A 23,668-nucleotide genomic window follows, 5' to 3' on the forward strand; every position below is an offset into this window, starting at 1 on the left:
ACGTGCCTACGTCCCGAGCTGCCAAATCGTCGCGTCACGCGTCACGATACGTCGGGGCAGGAGTTTGTTCACCAAAAACACGTCGGCGATCTGTTGCTGCCGGTCGAGGTTCTCAAGGGAAACGGACCGCACATCGTAACTGCGTCGTTTATTCGCAGCCACGATGATCGTTTTATCCAGACCCCACACCGGAGCCAATAGACTGGCCGCATCGTCCGGATTTTGTTTGGCCCAGAGGCCCGCGGTCCGCAACGCATCAAACACCTGATTGACGACTTTAGGATTGTTTTCGGCATATGGCGTGGACGCCAAGTAATAGCGTGCATAGTCGGCCAGCCCATCGCGGCCGTCGATCAAGACCCGTACACGTTCGTGCTGCTGCGTTGCCGCGTAGAACGGATCCCAGATGGCCCACGCGTCGATCGAGCCATTGCCAAATGCAGCGCGTCCATCGGCGGGCGTCAGATACGCCTGCTGAATGTCGGCCAGCGGCACGCCCGCTTGTTCCAGCGCGGCAATCACCAGGAAATGTGCGCCGGCAGCACGCGCAAAGCCCACCTTGCGGCCTTTGAGATCTGCCACGCTGCGAATCGGCGAGTCTTCTTTAACGATGATGGCCTGGGCGGACGGTGCAGGCGTTTCGCGAGCGTAATAGGTCAGTGCGGCACCCGCCGCTTGCGCAAACAGTGGCACAGTATCCGCGACATCCGCGCTCAAATCGATCGCACCTACGTTCAGAGCTTCCAGCAAAGGCTGACCGTTCGTGAACTCGTGCCAAGACACGGTGATGCCTTGATCGGCCAATTGCTTTTGCAATGTACCTTGGGCCTTGACGATGGTGATCAGGGTCGAGGATTTTTGATAGCCGATGCGCAGTTTCTTGTCAGCGGCGGCTAGCACGGCGCGAGGGACGGTCAACGTCAATCCGACGGCGCCCGCGACGGTTAGGAGTTGACGGCGAGTTGGCTGAAACAAAGGGGATGTCATGGCAGCGGTTGATGAGGATAGGGTCTGCCATCATCGACGGCGATGCTGCGCATGACAAATACAAAAATGGGATAACAATATGGGTGAGAAACCCTCAAGGCCCGCTTACGGCTTCACATTACGGTCCAGAAACTCGCGCATCGCCTGCGCAATGTCATCGCCGTGCGTTTCAAGCGCGAGATGCCCTGTATCCAGGAAACGTACTTCGGCGTTCGGGTTGTCTCGCTTAAATGCCTCGGCGCCCGGTGGCGTAAAGAACGGATCATTCTTGCCCCAGAGAGCCAGCAGGGGAGGTTGATAACGGCGGAAGTATTCGTGCAACTGCGGGTATTGCTTGACGTTCTGTCCATAGTCCAGCAGCAGATCCATCTGCGCGTCGACGCCAATGCGCTCAATGGCTGCGGAGGCTAGTTGGTAGCTCTCCGGCGGGATCAACGTCGGGTCCGTGACGCCCTCGGTGTATTGCCACTTGATCATGTCCGGGGTGTTGAACCGGCGCAGCGTTTCGCGGTTGGCAGCGGTTGGCTCGGCCCACGCGCGGCGCATGTCTGCCCAGCCCGCACTCAATCCTTCTTCATAGGCATTGCCGTTCTGGCTCACGATGGCAGTGATTTTCTGTGGGTGTTTTACCGCCAATCGCCAGCCTACGGGCGCGCCGTAATCGAACACGTATATCGCGTAGTGGTCTAGATTTTTGGCTACAGTGAAATCGTCGATCACCGACGTTACGTTGTCGAACGTGTACTTGAACTCAACGTCAGGCATGACCGTCGTCTGCCCAAAACCGGGCAAGTCTGGCGCAATGACGTGGTATTGACGGGCGAGTTGCGGGATCAGGTCACGAAACATATATGACGAGGCGGCAAACCCGTGCAATAGCAGGACGGTTGGCGCAGTCGGTGATCCGGCTTCGCGATAGAAGACGTTGACGCCCTGGATTTCTATATGACGGTAATGGACTTGCGCGGGGCTTTCTGCGGCCTGGGCGGTGAGGGCGGTGGCGAGGGTCGAGGCGGCAGCAAGCAGGTTTCGGGTGTTCATGGCATTCCTTGGAGTGGCGTTCGATGTTCCAGATGAATAACCTATATAATTAATTTAAATAGGTTACTTTGCGCCTAGTATGAGCACGATAAAGTAACCTGTCAAATTAATTTTTAAAGGTTATCAAATGGCGGGTGTAGAAACGCGGCTCGATGGCAACCCGGGAGAGGCCCCAATGGTGGGTGATCATCTCGCAATGGATTTGCTCAATACGGAAGCACGCGTCAATGGGGTGGCCGTTGATTACTGGAGCAGCGGTGACGATGTGCGCCGATGGCTGGCGCGTTGCGGCGTAGTCCCCCCGTCGCCGGGCAAGGCGGTCGACCCCGCCGAGTTGCTGGCGCATGGAACCGCACTGCGACGACTGGCGCGTGCGTTGATCATTCAGCGCAAGCAGAGCGCCATCGGTGAAATTAGTGCGTTGAACCGGTATTTGCACGCCAGCCTGAGTGCCCCGCATTTGGAGCACGACCGTGACGGCAATCTGGTGTTGGCACGCCGCGCGTGTGGCGACGGGGCCGACGCATTACTCGGACCCGTCGCGGAATCCGTGGCGCAATTGCTGGTTGAGGGTGATTTCGGCCTAGTCAAACAATGCGAGCATCCTGACTGCGTCTTATGGTTCTATGACCGTACCAAGGCACACAAGCGCCGCTGGTGCAGCATGGCCTTGTGCGGTAATCGCTACAAGGCCGCACAGTTCAGGAAGCGGCGTAGCGGCGATACGTCGTAAATTCAGTTCCAACACCGCTTCCTTCGGGACGTCCCAAGTCAGCGTGCCTTTAATGTCCCGCCGCTTTGCGCCACTGGCCAGGTGATTGCCCCGTATGGGCCTTGAAGGCGCGCGACAATGCCGCTTCGCTGCCATAGCCGACGTCGGCGGCGATGAGTTTCAGGGGCTGACCTTGGCGCAGGGCGCGTTGGGTCAGATCGATGCGCCAGCCCTGAAGATACTGACCGGGCGTGATGCCCACTACGTCACGAAATGTGGTGGCGAACGCGCTGCGTGACATACCGGCGTTACTGGCCAGATCCTCTAGCGACCATTCTTTGGACGGGTTTTCGTGCATTGCCACGATGGGGAGGCGCAAGCGGGCATGTGCAAGTCCGGCCAGCATGCCGCTTTTCATCTGTTTGCTTTCCATCAACTGCCGCAGGATCTGGATGATAACTACCTCGAAGAGCCGATTCACGACGGCATGCTTGCCGCAGCGCTGCTCAAACGCCTCGTCGAACAGGATCCGTAATACGTCTGCCGAATCGTTGATCGACGTGAGCGGAAGGCAGATTACCGGGGGGAGGGCGGCGCTGATGGGGTTGTGCATGCCACCCTCGAATCGCAGGTTGGCGCACACCATATCCGCACCCGCTAAGGGATCCGAGAGAAACCGGTGCGCCATCGGCCGGGGATATAGCAACAGACTGGGTTCCGCGATAGTGAGCGAGCTATCGTCATGAATGACCTCCACCGACCCGCGTCGTATGAGATGCAACTGACCCAGGCCGGGTTGTGCCTCCAGCAGGTTATCGCCGCATAGCGTTCCGGCGTGAAACACTTGCGCGTTAATCGCGAAGCGATGCAGTAGTTCGGCTAACCGATCGGTCATTTTGTACTTTAGGTAGTGTTTTTTGGATTTTATATCACCAATCGTATTGTTGGACCAAGCAGAATGTCGTTAAGCCACTTCGGCCTCCAACGATTGACTACAACGAGGTTCACCATGAACACTATTTCCAAAGCGGTTGCGACAACACTACTGGCTGTTGCTGTACAGGCCGGTGCGCCGGTTCAGGCGGCATCGACGGACGCCTCTGCCGTGGCTAGCAGCATCACCAAAACCGGTAGCTACGTGACGACGAACGACGGTGTGCAGATTTACTTTAAGGACTGGGGCCCCAAAGACGGCCCCGTGGTCACCTTCAGCCATGGTTGGCCTTTGAGTTCGGATAGCTGGGAATCACAAATGATTTTCCTGGCGTCGCAAGGCTACCGCGTGGTGGCCCACGATCGACGCGGTCATGGTCGTTCCAGCCAGCCTTGGGATGGCAATGACATGGATCACTATGCCGACGATTTGGCCGCGGTGATCGACGCGCTGGATCTGAACGACGTCACGCTGGTGGGCTTTTCTACCGGCGGCGGTGAGGTAGCACGCTATATTGGTCGTCACGGCACCAGCCGCGTAAAAAAGGCCGTGCTGGTCAGCTCGGTGCCGCCGCTGATGCTCAAGACCGCCGACAATCCTGGAGGCCTGCCTATCGAAGTTTTCGATGGTCTGCGCAAAGCATCTCTGGATAACCGCTCGCAGCTCTATCTGGACATCGCCTCAGGTCCGTTCTTTGGTTTTAATCGTCCCGGCGCCAAGCCTAGCCAGGGCCTGATCCAGGCGTTCTGGGTGCAGGGTATGCAGGGCGGCCATAAGAACACGTATGACTCGATCGCCGCATTCTCGGCAACCGATTTCCGCGCGGACTTGAAGAAATTTGACGTACCTACGTTGGTGATCCATGGCGACGATGACCAGATCGTCCCGATTGATACCTCAGGCAAGGCATCCGCCGCGCAGATCAAGGGTGCCAAGCTGATCGTCTACCCCGGTGCTCCTCACGGCCTGACGGAAACGCACAAGGATCGCCTGAACGAAGATCTGCTCAAGTTCTTGCGTAACTGATTTTGCAATAGTCGCTCTCGTTGTATTGACCCGCACTCCCATTTCGCAATGATTGGAAGTGCGGGTCACGGTTACACCTGGCGATCGCGGCGCTCAGTTTCCCAATGCGGGTTAACATGGCCTTTGCTCCGGGGTGCACGCCAGTGCTGAGATTCACACCCGCGAACTTGACCCGGTTTATACCGGCGTAAGAAGAGCACTGGTCTTGCCGGGGCGCGTGGATGCGCGGCTTGTGCGGGCGGGCTTCGGAGCTTCCATGTACAGGAACTAACCAAGCCCATGAACTACGTCGAACCGCCGGTCGCCGATATTCTCGAATTTATCGCCCAAGAGGGTTGCACGGACACGCAATTCGATCAGCTTGCGCTGCGTCTGTTTGCCTATCAATACAACGCCAGTGCGTCTTATCGTAGCTTTTGCCAGCGTCGCGGGGCCACGGTGCGTAACGTGAAATCGTGGAATGACATTCCCGCCGTGCCTATCGATGCCTTCAAGGCCATGGAACTACGTTGCGAGCCGCCGACGCCAACCGAACGCGTATTCATGACGAGTGGTACGACGCGGGCCGACATGCGGGGGCGGCATTTTCATCCACGGCTCGATGTATATAACCTGTCGATGACCCGCAATTTCGCGCAACGCTTTATGCAAGGCGTCGAGCGCATGCCGATGGGTATTTTGTTCCCGGACGACATTGCGATGCCTAATTCATCGCTGGCGCATTATTTGGCATTGGCGAAAACCACCTTTGGCACCGACGATAGTCGCTATTTCATGTCGCCCACGGGGATCGACCTGGAAGGGCTGTGGCAGCGCCTGGCGCAGGCCGAGCGTTCGGGCGAGCCCTATGCCCTGTTGGGTGCCAGTTATAGCTTTGTGCACGTGATCGACGCGCTACGTAAAGCCGGACGATCATTTCGTTTGCCAGCGGGTAGCCGCATTCTGGATACCGGTGGCTACAAGGGACAATCGCGCGAGTTGCCGTTGGAGGCCTTTTACTCGGCATTGTCCGAGCTATTGGGGGTGCCGCGTCATCTGTGCATCAACATGTACGGTATGACCGAGCTCAGTACGCAGTTCTATGACGATGGCAATGCGGTCGTGCCGTCGGTCAAGTCGGGGCCGCATTGGATACGCTCGCGATTGGTGGATCCCGCGACAGGCCGTACCGTACCGGCGGGCGAGCGTGGCATTCTGGCTCATTGCGATTTAGGTAACTTCAATTCGGTTAATACGATTTTGACCGAGGATGTCGGGGAGCCCGTCGAGGGTGGATTTTTGTTGTTGGGACGTGCCGAGGGTGCGCAGGCCAAGGGGTGTTCGTTGGCGGTCGAAGAATTCATCCGGTCGGTTGCGCCATGAGCGTTATTCGGGTCGAGGCCGGCTATCTACCGGGGCTGTCGTCCAGCGATGTTCAGTGGCGGACGCTGCCGTTCGATCGAGACGGTCAACGCGTCGAAGTCACGGTGCCGGAGCTATCGCCATCACAGATGGATGCCCTGGCAAAGCGGGTCCGGGACGCTAGCGCGCGGACGCTCAGGGCGCTGTCGGTCTCCGATATCATCGACATCATTGATCGCGCCATCAGTCGGTTGCTCGATCGCGACGACCCGTATCGCCGTCAGGTCGATGCGTTATTACCGCTAGTCAGTGGCTATGACACCGAGATGGTTCACCTGGGATTGACGGGTTTTTTCAAGACCTTTCGCGCACCACAATTGCATCGATTCGTGGCCGAGGATTTTGCGAATCCGAAAGTGCTCGATGGTTTTCAGCCGGCGATCAAGGGCGGCGCGGTGCGTGCCTTTGGGCCGCGACTGCTGGTGCACAGTTGGGCGGGGAATGTCCCCGCCTTGGCGCTGTGGAGTCTGGTTTGCGGTCTGTTGGTCAAGGCCGGCAATATCGGCAAGCTGCCCAGCGCTGAGCCCTTGTTTGCGGGCTGGTTTGCGCGATTGTTGGTCGAAGTACATCCGCCGCTGGCGGATTGCCTGGCCGTCGTGTGGTGGCGTGGGGCTGGAGACGAGGGCGCGGATGCGTTGTATCGCCAGGCTGATGCCGTGGTGGCCTACGGGGGCAATGACGCATTGCAGGCGATTCAGCGCCGACTACCGGTCACCACGCGTTTTCTGGCACATGGGCACAAGCTGGGGTTCGGTGTGGTCAGCGCCGCGGCGCTTGATGCGCTCAAGGCGCCTGCGCTGGCACGGCGTGCGGCGTGGGATGTGATGCGTTATGACCAGCAGGGCTGTTATTCGCCGCAGATCTTCTATGTGCAGCGGGGTGGCCAAATCGCGCCACGCGAGTTCGCCGGTTATCTGGCGAGTGAGTTGGCCAATTTGCAGCGACGTTATCCACGTCGCCCACTGGATCTGGCCGAGTCGACGGCCGTCGCAAAATGGCGGCAGTCCATCGAATGGAAGCCCTCGGCGCAGCATCGGCAAGGGAGTGAAGACCTGTTGATCGGCGACCCGATGGCGGCGTGGAGCGTCGCCTATACCGATGATACGCAGGCGTTGGCGCCCACTGCGCTGCAACGAAGCATCGTGGTGGCGGGCATTGATGCGTTGGACGACGTTGCTCCGGCAGTGGCTGCAAGTGCCGTGTTTCTGCAAACTGCCGGTATCGCGGCCACGCCGCGAGAGCTATATCGACTGGCCGAACAGTTAGGCGCCGAGGGCGTCACGCGCGTGAGTGCGATCGGTTCGATGAGTACGCCAGAGGCCGGCTGGCATCACGATGGTCGTTTCAATCTGCTGGATCTGGTGCGCATGACCGAAATCGAACACTCGGCCGAATCCGCGGCGGATCCGTTTGCCCCGTACGAGCCATGAGTACAGCGTCGGCTACGCCTTTTCTGGATATGCGACAGGTCGCCTACGCCTATGGGGGTGGCAAGCCTATTGTCGATGGCGTGAGTTGGCAATTGGCGACAGGCAGCTTTCATTGCTTGGTCGGTCGTAGCGGTTGCGGCAAGACAACGTTGCTTAAGCTCGCCGCCGGTCTGCTGGCGCCGCAGTCGGGCTCCATCTGCCAATCGGATGGCAAGCCCGTCAAACCTGGGCCGCAGTTGGGGTATGTGTTCCAGGCGCCTACGCTGCTCGACTGGCTGCGCGTGATCGACAATGTACTGCTGCCGGTTTCGTTGCAACACCAGCCACTCGCGGCCGACATCGAGCGCGCGCAAGGGTTGCTCGCCATGTTGGGGCTATCCGATCATGCGCAACAGTATCCTCGGCAATTGTCGGGGGGGCAGCAGAGCCGGGTGGCTTTGGCGCGGGCGTTGATCCTGGAGCCGCAACTGCTGTTGCTGGACGAACCCTTTGCCGCGCTTGACGCGATCACGCGTGGCGAATTGCAGGATGATCTGATGCGGATGTGTCGTTCACGCAAAACAACCGTGCTTTTTGTCACGCATGACATCAGCGAGGCGGTTTATCTGGGGGATCGCGTAGGGATGATGCACAAGGGCCGTCTGCTGGCCGACATCGCGATAGATATTCCCATGCCCCGCACGCAAGCTCAGCGTCATGGCACGACATTTAATCAATACTGCGCCCGGATATTCGACATCATGACGGGAGCGAGCCGATGAGACAGGGGCTGCATGGTCGTGCGCTGCCTGTGGCGTTGCTGCTGATCCTGTTGGGTGGTTGGGAATGGCTCGTACGGCAGATCGGGATCTCCGCGCTGGTGCTACCCGCGCCGTCGGCGGTGGCGCGAACGTTATGGGCGACGCTTTCCTCTGGCTATCTCTGGCCACACATTGGCGCGACGCTCGCCGAGATGCTGCTTGGATTGATCGTGGGCGGAATGTCAGGCCTGGCGATAGGTATTGCGCTCGCCGAATCGGCTTTGCTTGACCGCGTGCTCAAGCCCTATGTGATTGTGAGCCAGGTCATCCCCAAGCTCGCCCTCGCACCCTTGTTTGTACTGTGGTTCGGGTTTGGCATCGTACCGACGGTGGTGATGACCGCATTGATTTGTTTTTTCCCCTTGATGGAAAACACATTGACCAGCCTGCGGCAGGTGGATCCCAATCGGTTGCAGTTGTTTCGCATGCTGGGCGCATCGCGCGCCCAAACCTTGTGGCGGCTCAAGCTGCCTGCGGGATTGCCGGGGATTTTGGCGGGATGGCGCGTGGCGCTGGTGCTGGCCCTGGTCGGTGCCGTGGTCGGCGAGTTTATCGGCGCCAGCCGCGGCTTGGGCGCCGTCATTATTGCCGCCCAGGGCATGATGGACACGTCCCTCATGTTTGCGGCATTGACCGCCATCGCTGTGATCGGACTGCTGGGCTATCAGGCCATGCTGGCATTAGAGCGGCGTTTGCTGCGTGCCTACGAGAGCCACTCATGACATTTTTCAGGAAGTTTTCCATGTATCCGTCTCCTTCTCGTCGAGCGCTGCTGGCAGCCGCCGCGGGTTTTGCCGTCACGTCGCTCGTTGCCCCCCTTGTCCGCGCTCAAGCTGCGGCGTCGGGGACGATCACGCTGGCCGGTTGGAGCAAGCCCATCTCCGAGATCACGAATCTGCTGGTCGAGCCCGACAAGGGTTTTTTTAAGGCGCAGGGTGTGGAGCTCGTTTATCTGCCCGGCGCGGGCGGCGGCGACGCGATCCGTAATATCTTGAGCGGTCAGGCAGACGTGGCCTTTACCGACCCCGGCTCATTCTTTATGGCACTGGATAAAGGCGAGAAACTGCGCGCGATCTATGACATTTATCCCCAGAACGTCTTTAACGTCGTGTCGCTCAAGTCTGCCAACATCACGCGCCCCCAGGATCTGAAGGGCAAGCGCATCGGTGTCTACAGCCTGTCCAGCGGGACGCGCCAGAACCTGCTGGTGCTGCTGCACCAGGCGGGCCTGACGGAGGCCGACGTCGAGATTGTCGTGACGGGCGTGTTGAATTTCGCCCCGTTGCTGCAGGGTCAAGTCGATGCCACGGCGGCGACCGATACCGGATTGCTCGTGGGCCGGCGTCGTGGAGTGGGTGAGGTGAACGTGATGGAAGTCCGTGACTACATCAATGTGTCCAGCGATCTTTTCGTCGTGCGCGAGCAGGTCTATCAGCAGAAAAAGCCTTTGCTGAGAACCTTCCTGCGGGCCTATCGCGATAGTGCGGCATGGATGCAGGCCCAACCTGAAGAGGCCGCTACGCTGGCGACCCGGCGTGCGATCGATGGCAGAGATCGAGAGGTAAACTTGGGCGTCATCCTGTTGCGCAATGACGCGGCCATCGCGCCGCCCGGGCCCGATGGCGCTCAGCGCGTGTTGGGCGCGTTCGATCTGGGCCTTTTGCAGCGCGCGGCCGATGCGTATCGGGACTTGGGCCTCATCCAACATCCCATCGACGTGGCCAGCGTCGTCGATACAGGCTTTTTGCCGGAGCCGTGATATGAGTGCTACCCCAAAGTTCGCAGGCAAAGTTGTGTTGGTCACGGGCGCCAGTCGCGGTATCGGCGCAGAGATCGCGCGCAGCTTCGCCCGGGAGGGCGCGACGGTCGTCATCAACTATCTAAGCAATACGGTCGCTGCCGACGCTGTCGTCGCACAATGTCTGGCGGTGGGCGCAGACGCCTGGGCCGTACAGGCTGATGTGGGTGCGCAGGACGCCGTGCGCGACATGATCGACGGTATCGTGCAAGAGACTGGACGTCTTGACGTCGTGGTTAACAATGCCTTGCGGCACTATGCCTTTGATCCGCGCCGCCGCACGCGTTTTGATGCGCTGAGCTGGCAGGACTATCAGTCGCAATTCGACGGTGCGGTCGGCGCGGCATTCAACGTGTGCCGCGCCGCGCTGCCGCATTTCAAGTTGCGCGCCCAGGGCTGTATCGTCAATATCTCGACCAATCTGGTTGAACATCCCGTGGTGCCGTACCACGACTACACCACAGCCAAAGCCTCGTTGGTCGCCTTTAGTCGCAATTTGGCCTCCGAGCTTGGGCCGTTTGGCATACGGGTCAATTGTGTCGCGCCGGGCCTGGTGTATCCCACCGATTCGAGTGGAGAGACCCAGGAGTCGTTTCGCGAGTCCCTTATCGCCGCCACCCCGCTCAGGCGTATCGCCAGACCCGAGGATGTCGCCGGGCCCGTGCTGTTTCTGGCGTCTGATTGGAGCGGGTTCATGACGGGGCAGGTATTGTTTGTCGATGGCGGGCTGGTTATGCGATAGTCTATCGGTATACCGATCCATCTTGCCGGGACGAGCAACCTGTCACTATGAACCATCCGTCGACGACGACCCCTATTGCTGCGTTGCGTACATTCGTGATCCGTTTTGCGGAGCTATTGGCGCGCCATCCTGATGAACCCACCATTTTGCGCGAAGGCGGCGCACTACTGGGGCAGTTGGTCTCGCAGGACGATTGGTTGCCGGACGAGTACGCGCAGCCAGACCCCGATTTTTATCGTCAGTACCTGTTGCACGCGGATTCGGCGCAGCGTTTTTCTGTGGTGAGTTTTGTTTGGGGCCCCGGGCAGCTTACTCCCATCCACGACCATACCGTATGGGGCTTGATCGGGATGTTGAGGGGCGCAGAGACCTCTCAGCCCTATGCGCTGGATGCTTCATCCGGTATTCGGATGGCGGGTGAGGCCGTCAGGTTGACGCCGGGGCAAGTCGAGGCGGTGTCCCCGACAGTAGGCGATGTGCATCGCGTCTCCAACGCCTACGACGACAGGGTATCGATCAGTATTCATGTCTACGGCGCTAATATTGGCGCGGTGAATCGCAACGTTTATACGGACGAGGGGGCGCGCAAGCCCTTTGTTTCGGGCTATCACAATACGACCCTTCCCAATATCTGGGATCTATCCAAAGAGTTGAAGAAACAATGAGCGTGACGCAAGCGACAGCACCCATTCCCACGGTGTCCTTTCACGATGTCCGCGAGACGCTGCTGGCCAGGCGAGAGATCGCATTGATCGACGTGCGTGAAGAAGACCCCTACGCGCAGGAGCACCCGCTGTGGGCCGCTAATTTTCCCCTGGGGCGGCTCGAGCTGGACGCCTGGGAGCGCATTCCCAGGAAAGACACACACATCGTGGTGTACGGCCATGATGCGTCCGGCGATCTGGCGCCCCGCGCCGTGCAGGTGCTGCGGTCGCTTGGCTATAGCGATGTCGTTGCCCTGGAGGGCGGGCTTGAGGGGTGGCGTGCTGCGGGCGGAGAGATCTTTCGCGATGTAAATGTCCCGAGCAAGGCGTTTGGCGAGTATGTCGAGTTTCATCGTCATACGCCGTCGCTCAGCGCCCAGGAAGTGCAACAGCTGATTGACGACAAGGCGGACATGGTCATTGTCGATGCGCGCCGGTACGACGAGTACAACACCATGAGTATTCCGACGGCCACCAGTGTGCCGGGCGCAGAACTCGTTTTAAGGATTCGAGAGCTGGCGCCGGATCCGGCGACACGGGTGGTTGTCAATTGTGCGGGCCGCACACGCAGCATCATTGGCGCGCAATCCTTGGTCAATGCTGGCATCCCTAATAAGGTCGCCGCGCTACGCAATGGCACGATAGGTTGGAAACTCGCCGGCCAGGACCTCGATCACGGTGCGACACGCCACTACGGCGAGGTGTCGGACGACACTCGTGTGGCGGCGCAGGCGGATGCGCGCCGCGTGGCGGATTTAGCAGGCGTGCGGCGTATCCGTCTTGAGGATGTAGCGAGCTTGCAGGATGCGCAACGTACGCTTTACCGGTTCGATGTGCGTACACCCGAAGAATACGTGGCGGGGCACTTGCCCGAGTTTGCGTCGGCGCCGGGTGGCCAGTTGGTTCAAGAAACCGATCACCGCGCGCCGGTGCGTGGTGCACGAATTGTCCTGGCCGATGACGATGGCGTTCGGGCATCAATGAGTGGATCGTGGCTGGCGCAGATGGGGTGGGAGGTCTATGTGGTAGACCCGCCTGTTGGCGGGGACGTATCGGGTGCCTGGAGCCGCGCGGAGCCCGCGCTGCCCCAAGTACCGTCCGTCACGCCGGAGGTGCTGGAGCAGTGGCTGGAATTTGACGAAGACATCCGGGTCGTGGATCTGGCACCGAGTGTACAGTACGTGAAAGGGCATATTCCGGGCGCCTGGTTCGCGATACGCGCGCAATTGGCGTCGGCACTGAAAACCATGGGCCAGGCGCAGCGCTATGTATTTACGTGTGGTTCGGGCGCGCTCGCGCAATGTGCGGCGCATGACGCCCAGCGCCTGACGGACGCACCGGTTTATGTTCTGGAGGGCGGCAACCGCGCGTGGCAGGAGGCGGGGTTGCCCCTCGAACAAGGCGAGACGCACTTGGCGTCCGCTCGCACGGATCGCTATCGACGACCTTACGAAGGGACCGACGCCCCGCCGAGCGCTATGCAGGCCTATCTGGATTGGGAGTACGGACTGGTCGAGCAGTTGGGACGCGACGGCACACACGGGTTTCGGGTGGCGTGACGCCGACACTCAGCGCTGGCTGAGTGCTGGCATCACCCGTATGTCCGACCCAGCAGCTGTGGGTGGTCGCTTAGGTGGCCGTTTTGGTAGCCATTTGCGCGGCCGTTTAAGTCCCGATACGCAACGGCGACACCATCTTGCGCAGCGCTGCCACGGCGGACAACGCCGTGATACGGCCGGTCCGGGGGTTGCTTTCGCTAGGGATGTTCTGGATTTCCATGCTCAGCTTGGCGGCTTCCGCATCGATTTCGATGCGATGGATATTACGCGTCACGGTAGGGTCGGCCCAGATCTCCAGGATCGTGCGATCAGGTCCGGCACCGGCTAGCGACAGGGACACGGCGACGTTCAGATTCGCGGGAAAGCCCGACGCGGCTTCGCGTGCGGTGCCCGTGTAAATCATCGTGGGCTCGGTGATGGCATCGAGGTCGATGTTGTTTTGGACGACGTAGGGGGCGCCCGCAAAGCCGCGCGGCGGTTTGCGGCTGACCATGCGCACTTCGTTGATCTTGCCTTCGGCCGCCGCGGTGACCGCATCCAGACCGAGCAGGGCACCGGTGGCGACGATGATCTGTCCGCCGTGTTCACGAGCGATCTCGATCAGGTGCTCGTTCAGCAGCAGTGCGCCTGAGCTCAGTACTAGCAGTTTCTTGCCCGCCTTGAGTACCGGTTCGGCGATGCGTGGCAACAGGGCAGCGGGTGCGCATTCGACGACGACATCGCAGTGCTCTACGAGATGATCGATGTCGGTATACGTGACGGGCTGTGCAAAGGTATACGCGTTACGTGCTTTCTCGACATCGCGAACACCAAGGGCAACCAGTTGCACGCCAGGGACGCCTGCGTCGAGTTTGGCGGCAATGGACTGGCCGATCGCGCCAAAGCCGGCGATGCCGACGCGCAGGACGGGGGATGAGGTAGACATAAAATAGCTCCAGAAGACTTGGCGAAAGTATATGCCGAACGGTAATCCCTGTTACCTGGATAGTGTTATTGAACGGATCAGCAGGCCCGCGCGGCTATGATTGAGCCACTCATGAGAAGCCTGCTCTGGGAGGGCCAGCACATGGCGCTTTTTATGCGTGAATCAACACAGGCACGACGATGAATGTTTCCGATCTGCTGGACATGCTCGAAGGGGCGTGGCGACTGAGCCGCAGCATCGAGGCTGAGGGGGCAGTCATGCAGGGGCGCGCGCAATTCTCGCGGCTTGCCCAGGACGCGCTCCTCTATCGCGAAGAGGGGGTGTTGACGCTGCACAATGGCCAGACGGTTCGGTGCACGCGCAGTTATCGGTTTCTTGCGCAGGGCGAATCGCTGCAGATTGTGTTCAACGATGCACCGGATGCGGGCAAGCCCTTTGTGACGTTGCGCTTTAGTGACGCGCCGTCAGGGGGGGTGATCGCCAACGACGAGCATCTCTGCGTAGCGGACACGTATTCGGTGCGCTATTGCCTCAGGTTGCCCGCCGGTTACGAGACCGATATCTCCGTCTCGGGACCACGAAAAAAGTATCGCGCCGTGACGCGATACTCAAAAATCGACGATGATCAGGCTTTAATTTCCGCCGATGACCTGATGAGGCAGCCAGGTGGCGATCTCGGGAATCAGCATGATTGAGACCATCACCAGCACGATCACGCCGAGCAACGGCCAGACCGCATGAACCCCTTGGGCGAACGGGATCTTTGCAATGCTGGTCGTGATGAATAGCAAGATGGCGACAGGAGGAGTAAGCCCGCCGATCTGCGTAATCATCACCATGATGATCCCGAGTTGCAGCGGATCAATGTGAAAGGCGCTCCCGACATACACGATCGTGGGCACCATCACGACAACCACCGCGAGCCCGTCGAGTATCATGGTCAGGATCAGCATGATGATGGTGAGCAAGACCAGCATCAGCAGCGAACTATCCGTGACACCCTTGAGCGCGGCCAATACGGTGTCGTTGAAATCCAGATAGCTCAATAGCCAGCCCAGGACACCGGCCATGCCAAGTACCCCGGCGACCATGGCGGTCGTCACCGCGGCGTCGACGACGACGCTGGGGATATCCTTCCATTTCAGCTTGCGATACCAGATCATGCTGACAAGCAGGCTATATACGCATGCCACCACACCGGCCTCGGTGGCGGTGAATACTCCGCTGAGGATCCCCCCCATGATGACCACGGGCGCGAGCAAGGCGGGCCAGACGCGCAGGGTCTCCCGATAGATCTGCTTCAGAGACGAGCGCGGTTGCGTGACGCGTAGCGCCGCATTGGACGGCAGATAAGACAGTGCGTAGATCACGACCATCAATAGCGTCGCGATCATGATGCCAGGCACCACGCCCGCCATAAACAGTCCGCCGATGGATACACCGGTGATGGATCCGTAGACAATCATGGTCATGCTGGGCGGGATGATGGGACCTATCGTGGAGGCCGCGGCGACGATGGCCGCCGCCAGACCGGGCTTGTAGCCGCGCTCTTTCATGGCCGGAATGATCACCGAGCCGACGGCCGCGGCTTCCGCCGTCGAGGATCCCGAAATATTGGCCATGGCCGTGCATGACACCACCGCGGTATGCCCCAGGCTGCCGCGTATATGTCCGACCAACGACTGCGAGAACTCGATGAGTCCGGCGCTCAACCCGCCGCGCGTCATGATGGCGCCTGCCAGGATGAAATAGGGCAGTGCCAGCAGGCTGAACGAGTCCAGCATGGCAAAGGCTTTTTGTGGCACCAAGGCCGGTACGAGGCCCGGAATGATCATCGCGCCGGCCAGGCTGACCGATGCGATAGACAACAGAATAGGGATGCCGAAGAACACCAGCACCAGCATGGCCGCGAAGATAATAATCAGCGTCATGATGGGCGCTCCTCAGACTTCAGGCGCGCGGCCATCGTGGCGACGACGCAGAGAACAAGATAGGCGCCGCCGATCACCATACCCGCGTAGACCAGCGACATGCTGATGCCCAAACCCGGGCTGAGCTGATATTTCGTGACTTGCATCAAGCGCCAGGTGTAGGCCATCAACGAAAGGCCCAGACCTATCCAGAGTAAGTCGATGACCCAAAGCATGGCACGTTGCATTTTTGCTGGGAACCGCTCAAAAAAAGTATCGACCCGCAAATGCGCGCTGCGGTTGTACGCGATGGGAATCGCCAGAAAGACCAGCCAGACGAAGGCGAATTTCTGAAATTCTTCGCTCCAGCTCAACGATACGTTCAGCACAAAACGGTTAAAGACCTGCAGTGTTCCAGCGATGACGATGGCCGCGAACAGCAGGGTAATCAGGGCCTCGACAAACTTGTTGATGTAGCGCATCGGCTTCTCGGAATAGCGAAACGGTATCAGGCTAATGACGGCGAATGGGCGCGGCGCCGGCTGGGAGCCGGGCCGCAAGTGAAACGTCGTGGGTGTTACTGCACCGCGCGAATTTCGGTCAGCAGTTCAGTGCCGCCTACGTCCTTGGCGATCTTGTCTTGCAGCCCTTGGGCTTTTTCGCGGAATTCGGTGGTGTCAACCGTCGTGATGGTCATGCCTTTCGCGCGCAGAAACTCGAGTGCCTCTTGTTCGCGGATCGGTGCGAGCGCCCGGTTGACGTCACCGGCCAGCTTGGCGCCGTCCATCACTACTTTTTTCTGTGCGTCGCTGAGCTTATTCCACTCGTTCAACGAGCAGGCAAAGACCGCGGGGCCCAGGAAGTGATTGGTGATGGCGAGGTTCTTGGCGACTTCGTAGAACTTGTTGGTGACAACCACGGCAGAGCCGTGTTCGAAACCGTCGAGCACACCGGTTTGCATGGAGGTGTAGACCTCTCCAAACGACATCGGTGTCGCGTTTGCGCCCATCGAATTGATGGTTTCGACATAGACGGGGCTCTGGATGGTACGAATTTTCAGGCCCTTGAGGTCTTCGGGGGTGTTGATTGCCTTGTTGGCGGTGACGATGTTACGTGCCCCCCAGTTGGTCGTCCAGGCCAGCACCTTGAAACCGGATTTCTCGAGATCGGCTGCGATTTCGTCGCCGACCTTACCGTCCAGCGCGCGGTTCATGTGGTCATAATCTTTCCAGAGAAACGGCAGATCAATGACGCCGACGCGCTTAGAGAAGTTATTCAGGATAGCGGTCCCCGCCACGGCGCAGGTGGCGCCGGCACCGAGTTGCATCGCTTCAAATACCGCACGCTCATCGCCCAATGCGCTGCTCGGGTAGATACGCGCGGACAAGGTATCCGAGTGGTCTTCGAGGTAGTTTTTGAACACCCAGGCGACGATATGGTGTTCGGACGTAATGTCACCGTGGGCCGAGTGGGAAATTTTCCACTCTTTTTTGTCATCGGCGTGGGCGGTCGGCGCAACGGCAAGCGCTGCGGTAGCTAGCAGGGCAGCCAACAGCGGTTGGGTGCGAAAACGGGGCAAAAGGGATCTCATCGTGTCTCCTCCTGTGATTGAGTCAAGGTCTGTCAGAATTAGATATATCGTTTTAGTAGATCGTTTTACCAATACCTTATCACGACCTGATTTCTTGCGACAGTAATCAGCTATTAGGCATTACCCTAATATCCTTAAACAGGATGATTTTGATAGAAAAAAACGATACAGAGTTATTTTTTTGAGCCATGATATAGTCAATAAAACGATTTACTATAACGATTCATTTATTTGCGAAACGAGGAGCCTGATGGCAACGATCCAGGATGTCGCCCGGTTAGCTGACGTCTCGATCAGTTCGGTGTCTAACGTGTTGAACGGCCGAACCGAACGGATGCGTCCGGACACCTTCGTCCGCATTCAACAGGCCATCGACAAGCTGGGATACCGTCCCAATCAAATGGCCCGGCACCTGAAGACCGGCCATCTCCCGATTCTGGGTTTATTGGTTCCTTCTATGTCCAATCCGTCGTTCGGCCAAATGGCGGTCGCCATCGAGGCCGTGGCGCAATCCAGGCACAATTACCGGGTGTTGGTGTGCAACACCTACCGCGACAAACATCTCGAAGCCAAGATGCTTGATGATCTGATCGGCCTGGGTATCCGGGCCGTCATTGTCATTTCGTCGCTCAATGACGAGCGGCATATCGAGGCGGCGATTGACAAGGGGCTGGCGGTTGTCAGCTATGACTTGGGTATCGATCCCTCCAAGCCCACCAAGCACGATCACGTTTTACCGGACAACCGCCTGGCAGGTCGCCTGGCAGCGAATCACTTGATCGAGCACGGGCACCGGCATCTGGCGTTCGTCAAACCCAAAGGGGCGACGATCAGCCGCCGAGAAAAAGTCGAGGGTTTTTTAGCGGCCGCGAAAGAATCAGCGACAGAGTGCTCCGCGCAGATCATCGAAATCGACGGCGGCTCGCGATTTGGCGATAACGAACTGGGTCAATTGGGCTTTGAAGCCGCGCAGAAAATCGTCGCGCTGTCGCCAAGACCCACCGGGGTGGTGGCGGTCAATGATATGACCGCGATCGGTGTGATGGCAGGGTTACGGCACTGCGGTTTGTCTATCCCGGAGGATGTTTCGGTGGTTGGCATGGATAACGTCGCGGTCTCCGAGTACGTCTGGCCGCCCCTGACAACGGTGGCGACCCCCGTGCGTGAGGTTGCCGAAACCATGGTCGAGCAGGCCATCGCGCGCGTCAATGCATCCGACATGCCGCCGCGTGAGTTCAGTTTTCCCCCACGGCTTGTCGAGCGGCAATCAGTGTCCGAGCCCGGTAAACCTTTTCAATCCAACGCCACGCCTCAAAAATCATGACCCGGATTTTTCTTACGCATAACCGCGCCGCGCTGCATCATTACTATGGTGAACGCGCATTGCAACAATTGACGTCGTTGGGTGATGTGCGTTTTCACGATAGCGATGAAGACACATCGCCCGAAGACATCATCCGTCAAGCGCGTGATTGCGAGATTCTGGTCAGTTTTCGCGTCCCGCCGATCGACGCCCAATTGATGCAGGCATTGCCTGACTTGGCTGCCGTATGCCGAGTGGCCGTGGATATTCGCAATATTGATCTTGAGTGCGCCAATCGCCTGGGGATCCTCGTGACGCGCGCCACGCCGGGCTTTGGCGCATCGGTTGCCGAGTGGACCATCGGCATGATGATCAGTCTGGCGCGGCACATCGACAGGGCATCGTATGCCTACCATCATGGTCGTGCGCCGTTGCCGTTGATGGGACGAGAGTTGCGCGGTGCCACGCTGGGCATTATCGGCTATGGCACGATAGGCCAGTATTTGGCCAAGCTGGCGCGCGGCTTTGGCATGAAACTGATCATTAACGACCCGTACATCACTGCTGAAAATGCGCCTGACCTGCAGCAGTGCTCGCTCGACACGTTGTTGGCACAGTCCGACTTTGTGGTGTGCCTGGCACCCGCGACTGCGGCGACGACGCATATGATTGACTTGGCTCGCTTGCAACAGATGCAACCATCGGCCTACTTTATCAACGCATCTCGTGCCGAGTTGGTCAACGAGCACGATTTGCTGCGGGCGTTGGAAGACAACTTGATTGCAGGGTGCGCACTGGACGTGGGATCTGCTGCGGATCAAATGCCGGCGATGGGGCTGGCGGGGCATCCCAAAGTCATCGCGACACCGCATGTCGGCGGACTCACGCCGCAGGCGTCGGAGCATCAGGCCATGGACTCGGTGCGACAAGTGCAGGCGCTGATTGCCGGGCAGATGCCCGCGCCCTGTGTCAACGCGCCCTATGCCATTCGAGCCCGAGATCGTTTCGGACTGCTATTGCCAAAAGCGTGACGCGGGCGGAGGCTTCATGATTCAAACCCTTTGGCCAGTCCCTCCAGACGGCTGCGATTGCCACCTCCACATCTATGATCTGGACGCGTATCCGCTGCCGCAAACATCGCCTGTTTCGCCCCCACGGGCCACTTGGACCGACTATCTCGCGTTGCGCCGCGAGTTGGGAATCACCCGTTGCGTGATCGTGCAGCCGATGGGTTATGGTTTTGACAACCGCTGCACGCTGGATGCCCTGCAAGCCGCAAACGGGTCCGCACGCGCTGTCATTTCCATGCCTGGAGAGGCGACGGACGAAACACTGGCGTCGCTGGCAAGCGCTGGTGTCGTAGGGGTCCGGTTTCAGATGGTGCCCAATAGCGGCAACATCATGACGTGGGATGACCTACCCGCCGCCGCGCGGCGTATCGCCGCCCTGGACTGGAATATCAATCTGCAGTTGGATGGCCGCACGCTACCCGATTACGAAAGCTTGATTACCCAACAACCGTGCCGCGTGGTGATCGATCACGTGGGGAAATTTCTCGAGCCCGTTACTCCACAAGATCCGGCTTTTGCCGCATTGCGGCGACTCCTGGACACCGGCCGCGTCTGGGTCAAGCTCTCGGCAATGTACGAAACCTCTCGTTTGGGTGCGCCCGCGTATCGTGATGTCGGCGTGTTGGCCGAAGCACTGGTGCACCACTATCCCGAACGCTGCCTGTGGGCCAGTAACTGGCCGCATCCCGGTCAGGAGCAGCGTCCTGATGACCGGGGCCTGCTTGCGCTGCTGGATGACTGGTGTCCGTCACAAACCGTGCGTGACCAGATCCTCGTGCACAATCCGGCGCAGTTATACGGGTTCTGAACGTCGAGTATCGAACTTCGCCGGAGCCAGTTCCACTAATGCTTCCAGCACCAAGTCCAACACCGTTTGTGCCGCCGGTGATAAAGATCGATCGCGCCGTTGATAGATACCCAGTATGCGGCACAATCGCGGCCCATGTATGGCAACAGCCGTCAAAATCGGATGACCTGCGGCAGGTAGGGCCGTGGCGGGTAATACGCTGATGCCATAGCCTGCTTCTACCATCCCGTACACCGTCGATATATGAGAAACCGGTGTTTTCCCGCGCAGTTTGACGTGTGCGCGTACCAGTTGGTCGTTGACGATCTGCCAGGTCCCGCTGCCACTGGCAGGCAGGACGAGCCGTTCGCCCGCGAGATCCTTCCATGTGACCCTGCGTCTCGTCGATAACGGGTGTTCGCGAGCACAAACCAGAAAGAAGGGATCTTCCGCCTGTGGGGTAAAAAGCACTGCACTACTTTCGGTGTCGGGTTTTACGCCTAACCCAAAATCCGCCCCGCCCGCGCGTACCGATACCGTGACTTGGCTGGCAACATCATCAAGTATGTCGATTTCCAACTCAGGGTAGCGCTCGCTGCATGCTTTCAAGGCGAGTGGCATGACGCGGCCTGCCAGTGACGCCACGCAAGATATGGTGACACGGCCACGACGTGCCTGAGTCGTAAGCGTCGCGTCGCACAGCAGTCGGTCGTAGTCAGCCAATAGGCGCGCGGCCCCCTGCAAGAAGCTTGCGCCCGCTGCGCTAGGGTGTACCTCCCGGGAACTGCGATCGAACAGCACAATCCCTAATGCCTGCTCTAATTCCGCAATCGCCGCGGACACGGCCGGCGGCGACAAGTGGACGGTCTCGGCCGCACGCCTGAAATTCAGGTGTGTGGCGACCGCGACAGCGACACGCAGTTGGCGCAGGGTAACGCTCATAGGGACTCGCAGATCAGCTTGAGGTACATGCGGGATGTAACCTGACAGCAACACAGTGCGATCCATCATAGCGCGGTGCGCCTCAGCCGTACGTCGTTGGCCACGTGATGCTTATTGGGACGCCAGACCCAATTGCTCGATCACCGGGCCGTATACCGCCAGGTCGTCAGCCAACAGTTGAGAAAACTGTTTGGACGAACCTCCCGCGACTTCAAACCCTTGTTTGGCGGTGGCTTCGCGGGTTGCGTCATCCTGTAAAGCCTTTTCGAATAGGGAGTTCAGGCGCGCGATGATCTCTGGAGGGGTCTTGGCCGGCGCGAAGAATCCTAGCCAACCCGTCGCCTGAAATGTCTTCAAGCTTGACTCTGCGAAGGTTGGCAGATCTGGCAGCATGGTTGAACGCTGCTTACCTCCGCTGGCCAGCGCGCACGCGCCCCGATTCGATAAATGGCAATGCTGTCGAGACACTGATGAAGAACATGTTGACTTCACCGGTGCTGGTGGCGACGATCCCGGGATTGCCTCCCTTGTAGGGGACATGCTGGATTTTCAAGTCTCCAGCATCTCGCTTGAGTACTTCCATGGCTAAATGCTGTGGTGTGCCGATACCCGTGGATGCGTAGTTGAAAGCATCCGGCTTGCTACGCACGAGCGCTATCATTTCGTCTACCGATTTGGCAGGAAAGCTCGGCGTTACCAGGAGCACGTTGTCTAGTGTTGCCCCCAGGATGATTGGCGCAAGGTCGCGACGCACGTCGAACGCTGCCTTTGGATACAGAAGTGGCTGATAGGCGATCGAGGATTGGTCTATCAATATCGTATACCCATCTGGCGACGCATTGGCGACGGCGGCTCCCGCCACCAAACCGGCTGCTCCCACTTTGTTTTCTACGATGACGGACTGACCCGTCTGTTTGGCTAGTGATTCGCCCACCAGCCGGGCAAAAGCATCGGTGCCTCCGCCGGCAGCGTACGGCACAATCAGGCGAATGGGTTTGGACGGAAAACCGTCGCCGTTCGTTGCCGCTATGGCCGGGCCAGCGGTCGCCGCCAGGAACACCAGGGCGCCAGCCAGCATGCGGCGCAGGGTATTGCGCACGGCACGCTGCAGCCCAGCGGGATACGTGTAAACGGATAGATCGTTAGTCGTGAACGGCGAACTCATTGCATTGTCTCCTGAGTATTTTTTATGTTGATTGCCTGCGCTCAGGAATACCACTTTCCGAAGCGCATGCGGGAATGCGCTATACCAGGCTCATGCTGCCTTCGGTGGGGCGATTTGGCAGGTCCAGAGAAAACTGTTTGCTCAGAATGGCCTGGATTTCTTCGTACAGGCAGCCGAAACGCAGGATTCGACGCGTGCCCATTTCGATGATGGTGCTGCCCACAAAATGAGGGTTCGCATATCGGCAGCGGCCGTAGTCGACGGCGATGTCGACGTGGTTCAAGAGTTCGGGCTCGATATCATTCAACTCGAACTTGTTCCCTTTGAGAGAGACATTGGCGGACGAGCCCATCATCGGTGAGCTGGATTCAAAAGACAGACGAGCCAGTTCCCGGTGCAGGGAGCCTGCATTCATCAGCAGATCCATGGTCGGCCCCTTGGTCGAGCGGCGTAATGCGCCAAACTCGACGGTGCGCAGGAAGTCATGATCGGGTCGATAGGTGCCTACGATGGACAGGGGCATATCGTGGTCGATGGTGATGCATTTCACGATATCCCGGTCCAACTGCTCGCACTCGATGACTTCGCTGAATGTGTCCCAGTTTCCCAATATGCCATTGGGTTTTGCGCTGCTGCGGTTTTTGAGTTCATAGATTCGTTCAACTGCGCGGGCCGTGTGGGCGAAGATCGCGTAGGAAACGTCAAACGGGATAACGCAAACGCCGCCGGCACGCGCCATATTGAAAACACGTCGTGCATTGTCGCGGACGGTTGCAGGATTGGGTTCGTGGCCGGGATTGATGAGCTGCATGAGGAACGTCTCCTTGGGATTAAAACGGAA

General features: G+C 59.0%; 23 protein-coding genes, 1 pseudogene and 1 riboswitch. Of the genes and pseudogenes, 14 read left to right on the top strand and 10 right to left on the bottom strand.

Annotated elements, in window-relative coordinates; all coding sequences use genetic code 11:
* Positions 1-6 precede the first annotated feature (6 nt).
* Together ACYVDM_RS23230 and ACYVDM_RS23235 are read right to left on the bottom strand one after the other, a co-directional pair.
* Positions 7-987 (bottom strand): aliphatic sulfonate ABC transporter substrate-binding protein, encoded by a 981-nt coding sequence (locus tag ACYVDM_RS23230; RefSeq protein WP_415790079.1) that lies wholly within the window; start codon positions 985-987, stop codon positions 7-9.
* Between the two features lie 105 nt (positions 988-1,092).
* A complete protein-coding gene (locus ACYVDM_RS23235) occupies positions 1,093-2,028 on the bottom strand; it encodes an alpha/beta fold hydrolase (protein ID WP_415790081.1) in 936 nt (311 codons plus the stop codon).
* Between the two features lie 127 nt (positions 2,029-2,155).
* Here ACYVDM_RS23235 and ACYVDM_RS23240 point away from each other — a divergent pair, with 127 nt between their 5' ends.
* A complete protein-coding gene (locus tag ACYVDM_RS23240; protein WP_415790083.1) occupies positions 2,156-2,761 on the top strand; it encodes a CGNR zinc finger domain-containing protein in 606 nt (201 codons plus the stop codon).
* A 49-nt stretch (positions 2,762-2,810) separates the two neighbouring features.
* Here the strand turns inward: ACYVDM_RS23240 and ACYVDM_RS23245 are convergent, their stop codons facing one another.
* Complete coding sequence (locus ACYVDM_RS23245) at positions 2,811-3,635, bottom strand: AraC family transcriptional regulator (protein ID WP_415790085.1); 825 nt, start codon at positions 3,633-3,635, stop codon at positions 2,811-2,813.
* A gap of 114 nt (positions 3,636-3,749) precedes the next feature.
* Between ACYVDM_RS23245 and ACYVDM_RS23250 the strand changes: the two genes are divergently transcribed.
* From ACYVDM_RS23250 to ACYVDM_RS23290, 9 genes are all read left to right on the top strand, one after another.
* Complete coding sequence (locus ACYVDM_RS23250; RefSeq protein WP_415790087.1) at positions 3,750-4,700, top strand: alpha/beta fold hydrolase; 951 nt, start codon at positions 3,750-3,752, stop codon at positions 4,698-4,700.
* A gap of 119 nt (positions 4,701-4,819) precedes the next feature.
* A riboswitch (TPP riboswitch) is annotated at positions 4,820-4,911 on the top strand.
* A 68-nt stretch (positions 4,912-4,979) separates the two neighbouring features.
* Positions 4,980-6,062 carry a LuxE/PaaK family acyltransferase gene (locus ACYVDM_RS23255; RefSeq protein ID WP_415790089.1) on the top strand — a complete coding sequence of 361 codons (1,083 nt, stop codon included), beginning with the start codon at positions 4,980-4,982 and terminating at the stop codon, positions 6,060-6,062.
* On the top strand, positions 6,059-7,531 hold the full coding sequence (locus tag ACYVDM_RS23260; protein WP_415790091.1) for an acyl-CoA reductase: 1,473 nt from the start codon (positions 6,059-6,061) through the stop codon (positions 7,529-7,531). The genes ACYVDM_RS23255 and ACYVDM_RS23260 overlap by 4 nt, the downstream gene beginning before the upstream one ends.
* On the top strand, positions 7,528-8,292 hold the full coding sequence (locus ACYVDM_RS23265) for an ABC transporter ATP-binding protein (protein WP_415790093.1): 765 nt from the start codon (positions 7,528-7,530) through the stop codon (positions 8,290-8,292). The genes ACYVDM_RS23260 and ACYVDM_RS23265 overlap by 4 nt, the downstream gene beginning before the upstream one ends.
* Positions 8,289-9,053, top strand: a complete 765-nt coding sequence (locus ACYVDM_RS23270) for an ABC transporter permease (RefSeq protein ID WP_415790095.1) — start codon at positions 8,289-8,291, stop codon at positions 9,051-9,053. The genes ACYVDM_RS23265 and ACYVDM_RS23270 overlap by 4 nt, the downstream gene beginning before the upstream one ends.
* Positions 9,054-9,073: 20 nt before the next feature.
* On the top strand, positions 9,074-10,090 hold the full coding sequence (locus ACYVDM_RS23275; RefSeq protein WP_415790097.1) for an ABC transporter substrate-binding protein: 1,017 nt from the start codon (positions 9,074-9,076) through the stop codon (positions 10,088-10,090).
* Between the two features lies 1 nt (position 10,091).
* A complete protein-coding gene (locus tag ACYVDM_RS23280) occupies positions 10,092-10,871 on the top strand; it encodes an SDR family oxidoreductase (RefSeq protein WP_415790099.1) in 780 nt (259 codons plus the stop codon).
* Positions 10,872-10,918: 47 nt separating this feature from the next.
* A complete protein-coding gene (locus tag ACYVDM_RS23285; RefSeq protein ID WP_415790101.1) occupies positions 10,919-11,536 on the top strand; it encodes a cysteine dioxygenase family protein in 618 nt (205 codons plus the stop codon).
* Positions 11,533-13,134, top strand: coding sequence for a rhodanese-related sulfurtransferase (locus ACYVDM_RS23290; RefSeq protein WP_415790103.1), 1,602 nt, complete (start codon positions 11,533-11,535; stop codon positions 13,132-13,134). The genes ACYVDM_RS23285 and ACYVDM_RS23290 overlap by 4 nt, the downstream gene beginning before the upstream one ends.
* Before the next feature lie 106 nt (positions 13,135-13,240).
* Here ACYVDM_RS23290 and ACYVDM_RS23295 read toward each other — a convergent pair whose 3' ends face one another.
* On the bottom strand, positions 13,241-14,059 hold the full coding sequence (locus tag ACYVDM_RS23295) for an aspartate dehydrogenase (RefSeq protein WP_415790105.1): 819 nt from the start codon (positions 14,057-14,059) through the stop codon (positions 13,241-13,243).
* Between the two features lie 179 nt (positions 14,060-14,238).
* Between ACYVDM_RS23295 and ACYVDM_RS23300 the strand changes: the two genes are divergently transcribed.
* Positions 14,239-14,754: a DUF6314 family protein gene (locus tag ACYVDM_RS23300; protein WP_415790107.1), complete on the top strand. Its 516-nt coding sequence runs from the start codon at positions 14,239-14,241 to the stop codon at positions 14,752-14,754.
* On the opposite strand, the gene ACYVDM_RS23305 is transcribed toward ACYVDM_RS23300, so the two are convergent.
* The 3 genes from ACYVDM_RS23305 to ACYVDM_RS23315 form a co-directional block, all read right to left on the bottom strand.
* A complete protein-coding gene (locus tag ACYVDM_RS23305) occupies positions 14,692-15,990 on the bottom strand; it encodes a TRAP transporter large permease (protein ID WP_415790109.1) in 1,299 nt (432 codons plus the stop codon). The genes ACYVDM_RS23300 and ACYVDM_RS23305 overlap by 63 nt on opposite strands.
* Entirely contained in the window at positions 15,987-16,451 is a 465-nt protein-coding gene (locus ACYVDM_RS23310; RefSeq protein ID WP_415790111.1) for a TRAP transporter small permease, read from the bottom strand. The genes ACYVDM_RS23305 and ACYVDM_RS23310 overlap by 4 nt, the downstream gene beginning before the upstream one ends.
* Positions 16,452-16,546: 95 nt before the next feature.
* Positions 16,547-17,560: a TRAP transporter substrate-binding protein gene (locus ACYVDM_RS23315; RefSeq protein ID WP_415790113.1), complete on the bottom strand. Its 1,014-nt coding sequence runs from the start codon at positions 17,558-17,560 to the stop codon at positions 16,547-16,549.
* 250 nt (positions 17,561-17,810) lie between these two features.
* Here ACYVDM_RS23315 and ACYVDM_RS23320 point away from each other — a divergent pair, with 250 nt between their 5' ends.
* The 3 genes from ACYVDM_RS23320 to ACYVDM_RS23330 are packed head-to-tail and all read left to right on the top strand — an operon-like array spanning position 17,811 to position 20,741.
* Positions 17,811-18,884, top strand: a complete 1,074-nt coding sequence (locus ACYVDM_RS23320) for a LacI family DNA-binding transcriptional regulator (RefSeq protein ID WP_415790115.1) — start codon at positions 17,811-17,813, stop codon at positions 18,882-18,884.
* Positions 18,881-19,894, top strand: coding sequence for a hydroxyacid dehydrogenase (locus ACYVDM_RS23325; RefSeq protein WP_415790117.1), 1,014 nt, complete (start codon positions 18,881-18,883; stop codon positions 19,892-19,894). The genes ACYVDM_RS23320 and ACYVDM_RS23325 overlap by 4 nt, the downstream gene beginning before the upstream one ends.
* 16 nt (positions 19,895-19,910) lie before the next feature.
* Complete coding sequence (locus ACYVDM_RS23330) at positions 19,911-20,741, top strand: amidohydrolase family protein (RefSeq protein WP_415790119.1); 831 nt, start codon at positions 19,911-19,913, stop codon at positions 20,739-20,741.
* Here ACYVDM_RS23330 and ACYVDM_RS23335 read toward each other — a convergent pair.
* From ACYVDM_RS23335 to ACYVDM_RS23345, 3 genes and pseudogenes are all read right to left on the bottom strand, one after another.
* Positions 20,727-21,731 (bottom strand): LysR family transcriptional regulator, encoded by a 1,005-nt coding sequence (locus ACYVDM_RS23335; protein WP_415790121.1) that lies wholly within the window; start codon positions 21,729-21,731, stop codon positions 20,727-20,729. The two genes, ACYVDM_RS23330 and ACYVDM_RS23335, sit on opposite strands and share 15 nt — an antisense overlap.
* Positions 21,732-21,773: 42 nt before the next feature.
* Positions 21,774-22,827, bottom strand: a pseudogene (locus ACYVDM_RS23340) (tripartite tricarboxylate transporter substrate binding protein).
* 79 nt (positions 22,828-22,906) lie between these two features.
* Entirely contained in the window at positions 22,907-23,638 is a 732-nt protein-coding gene (locus ACYVDM_RS23345) for a Sua5/YciO/YrdC/YwlC family protein (RefSeq protein ID WP_415790123.1), read from the bottom strand.
* Between the last annotated feature and the right edge of the window lie 30 nt (positions 23,639-23,668).

The sequence above is a fragment of the Bordetella tumulicola genome, assembly GCF_054779135.1.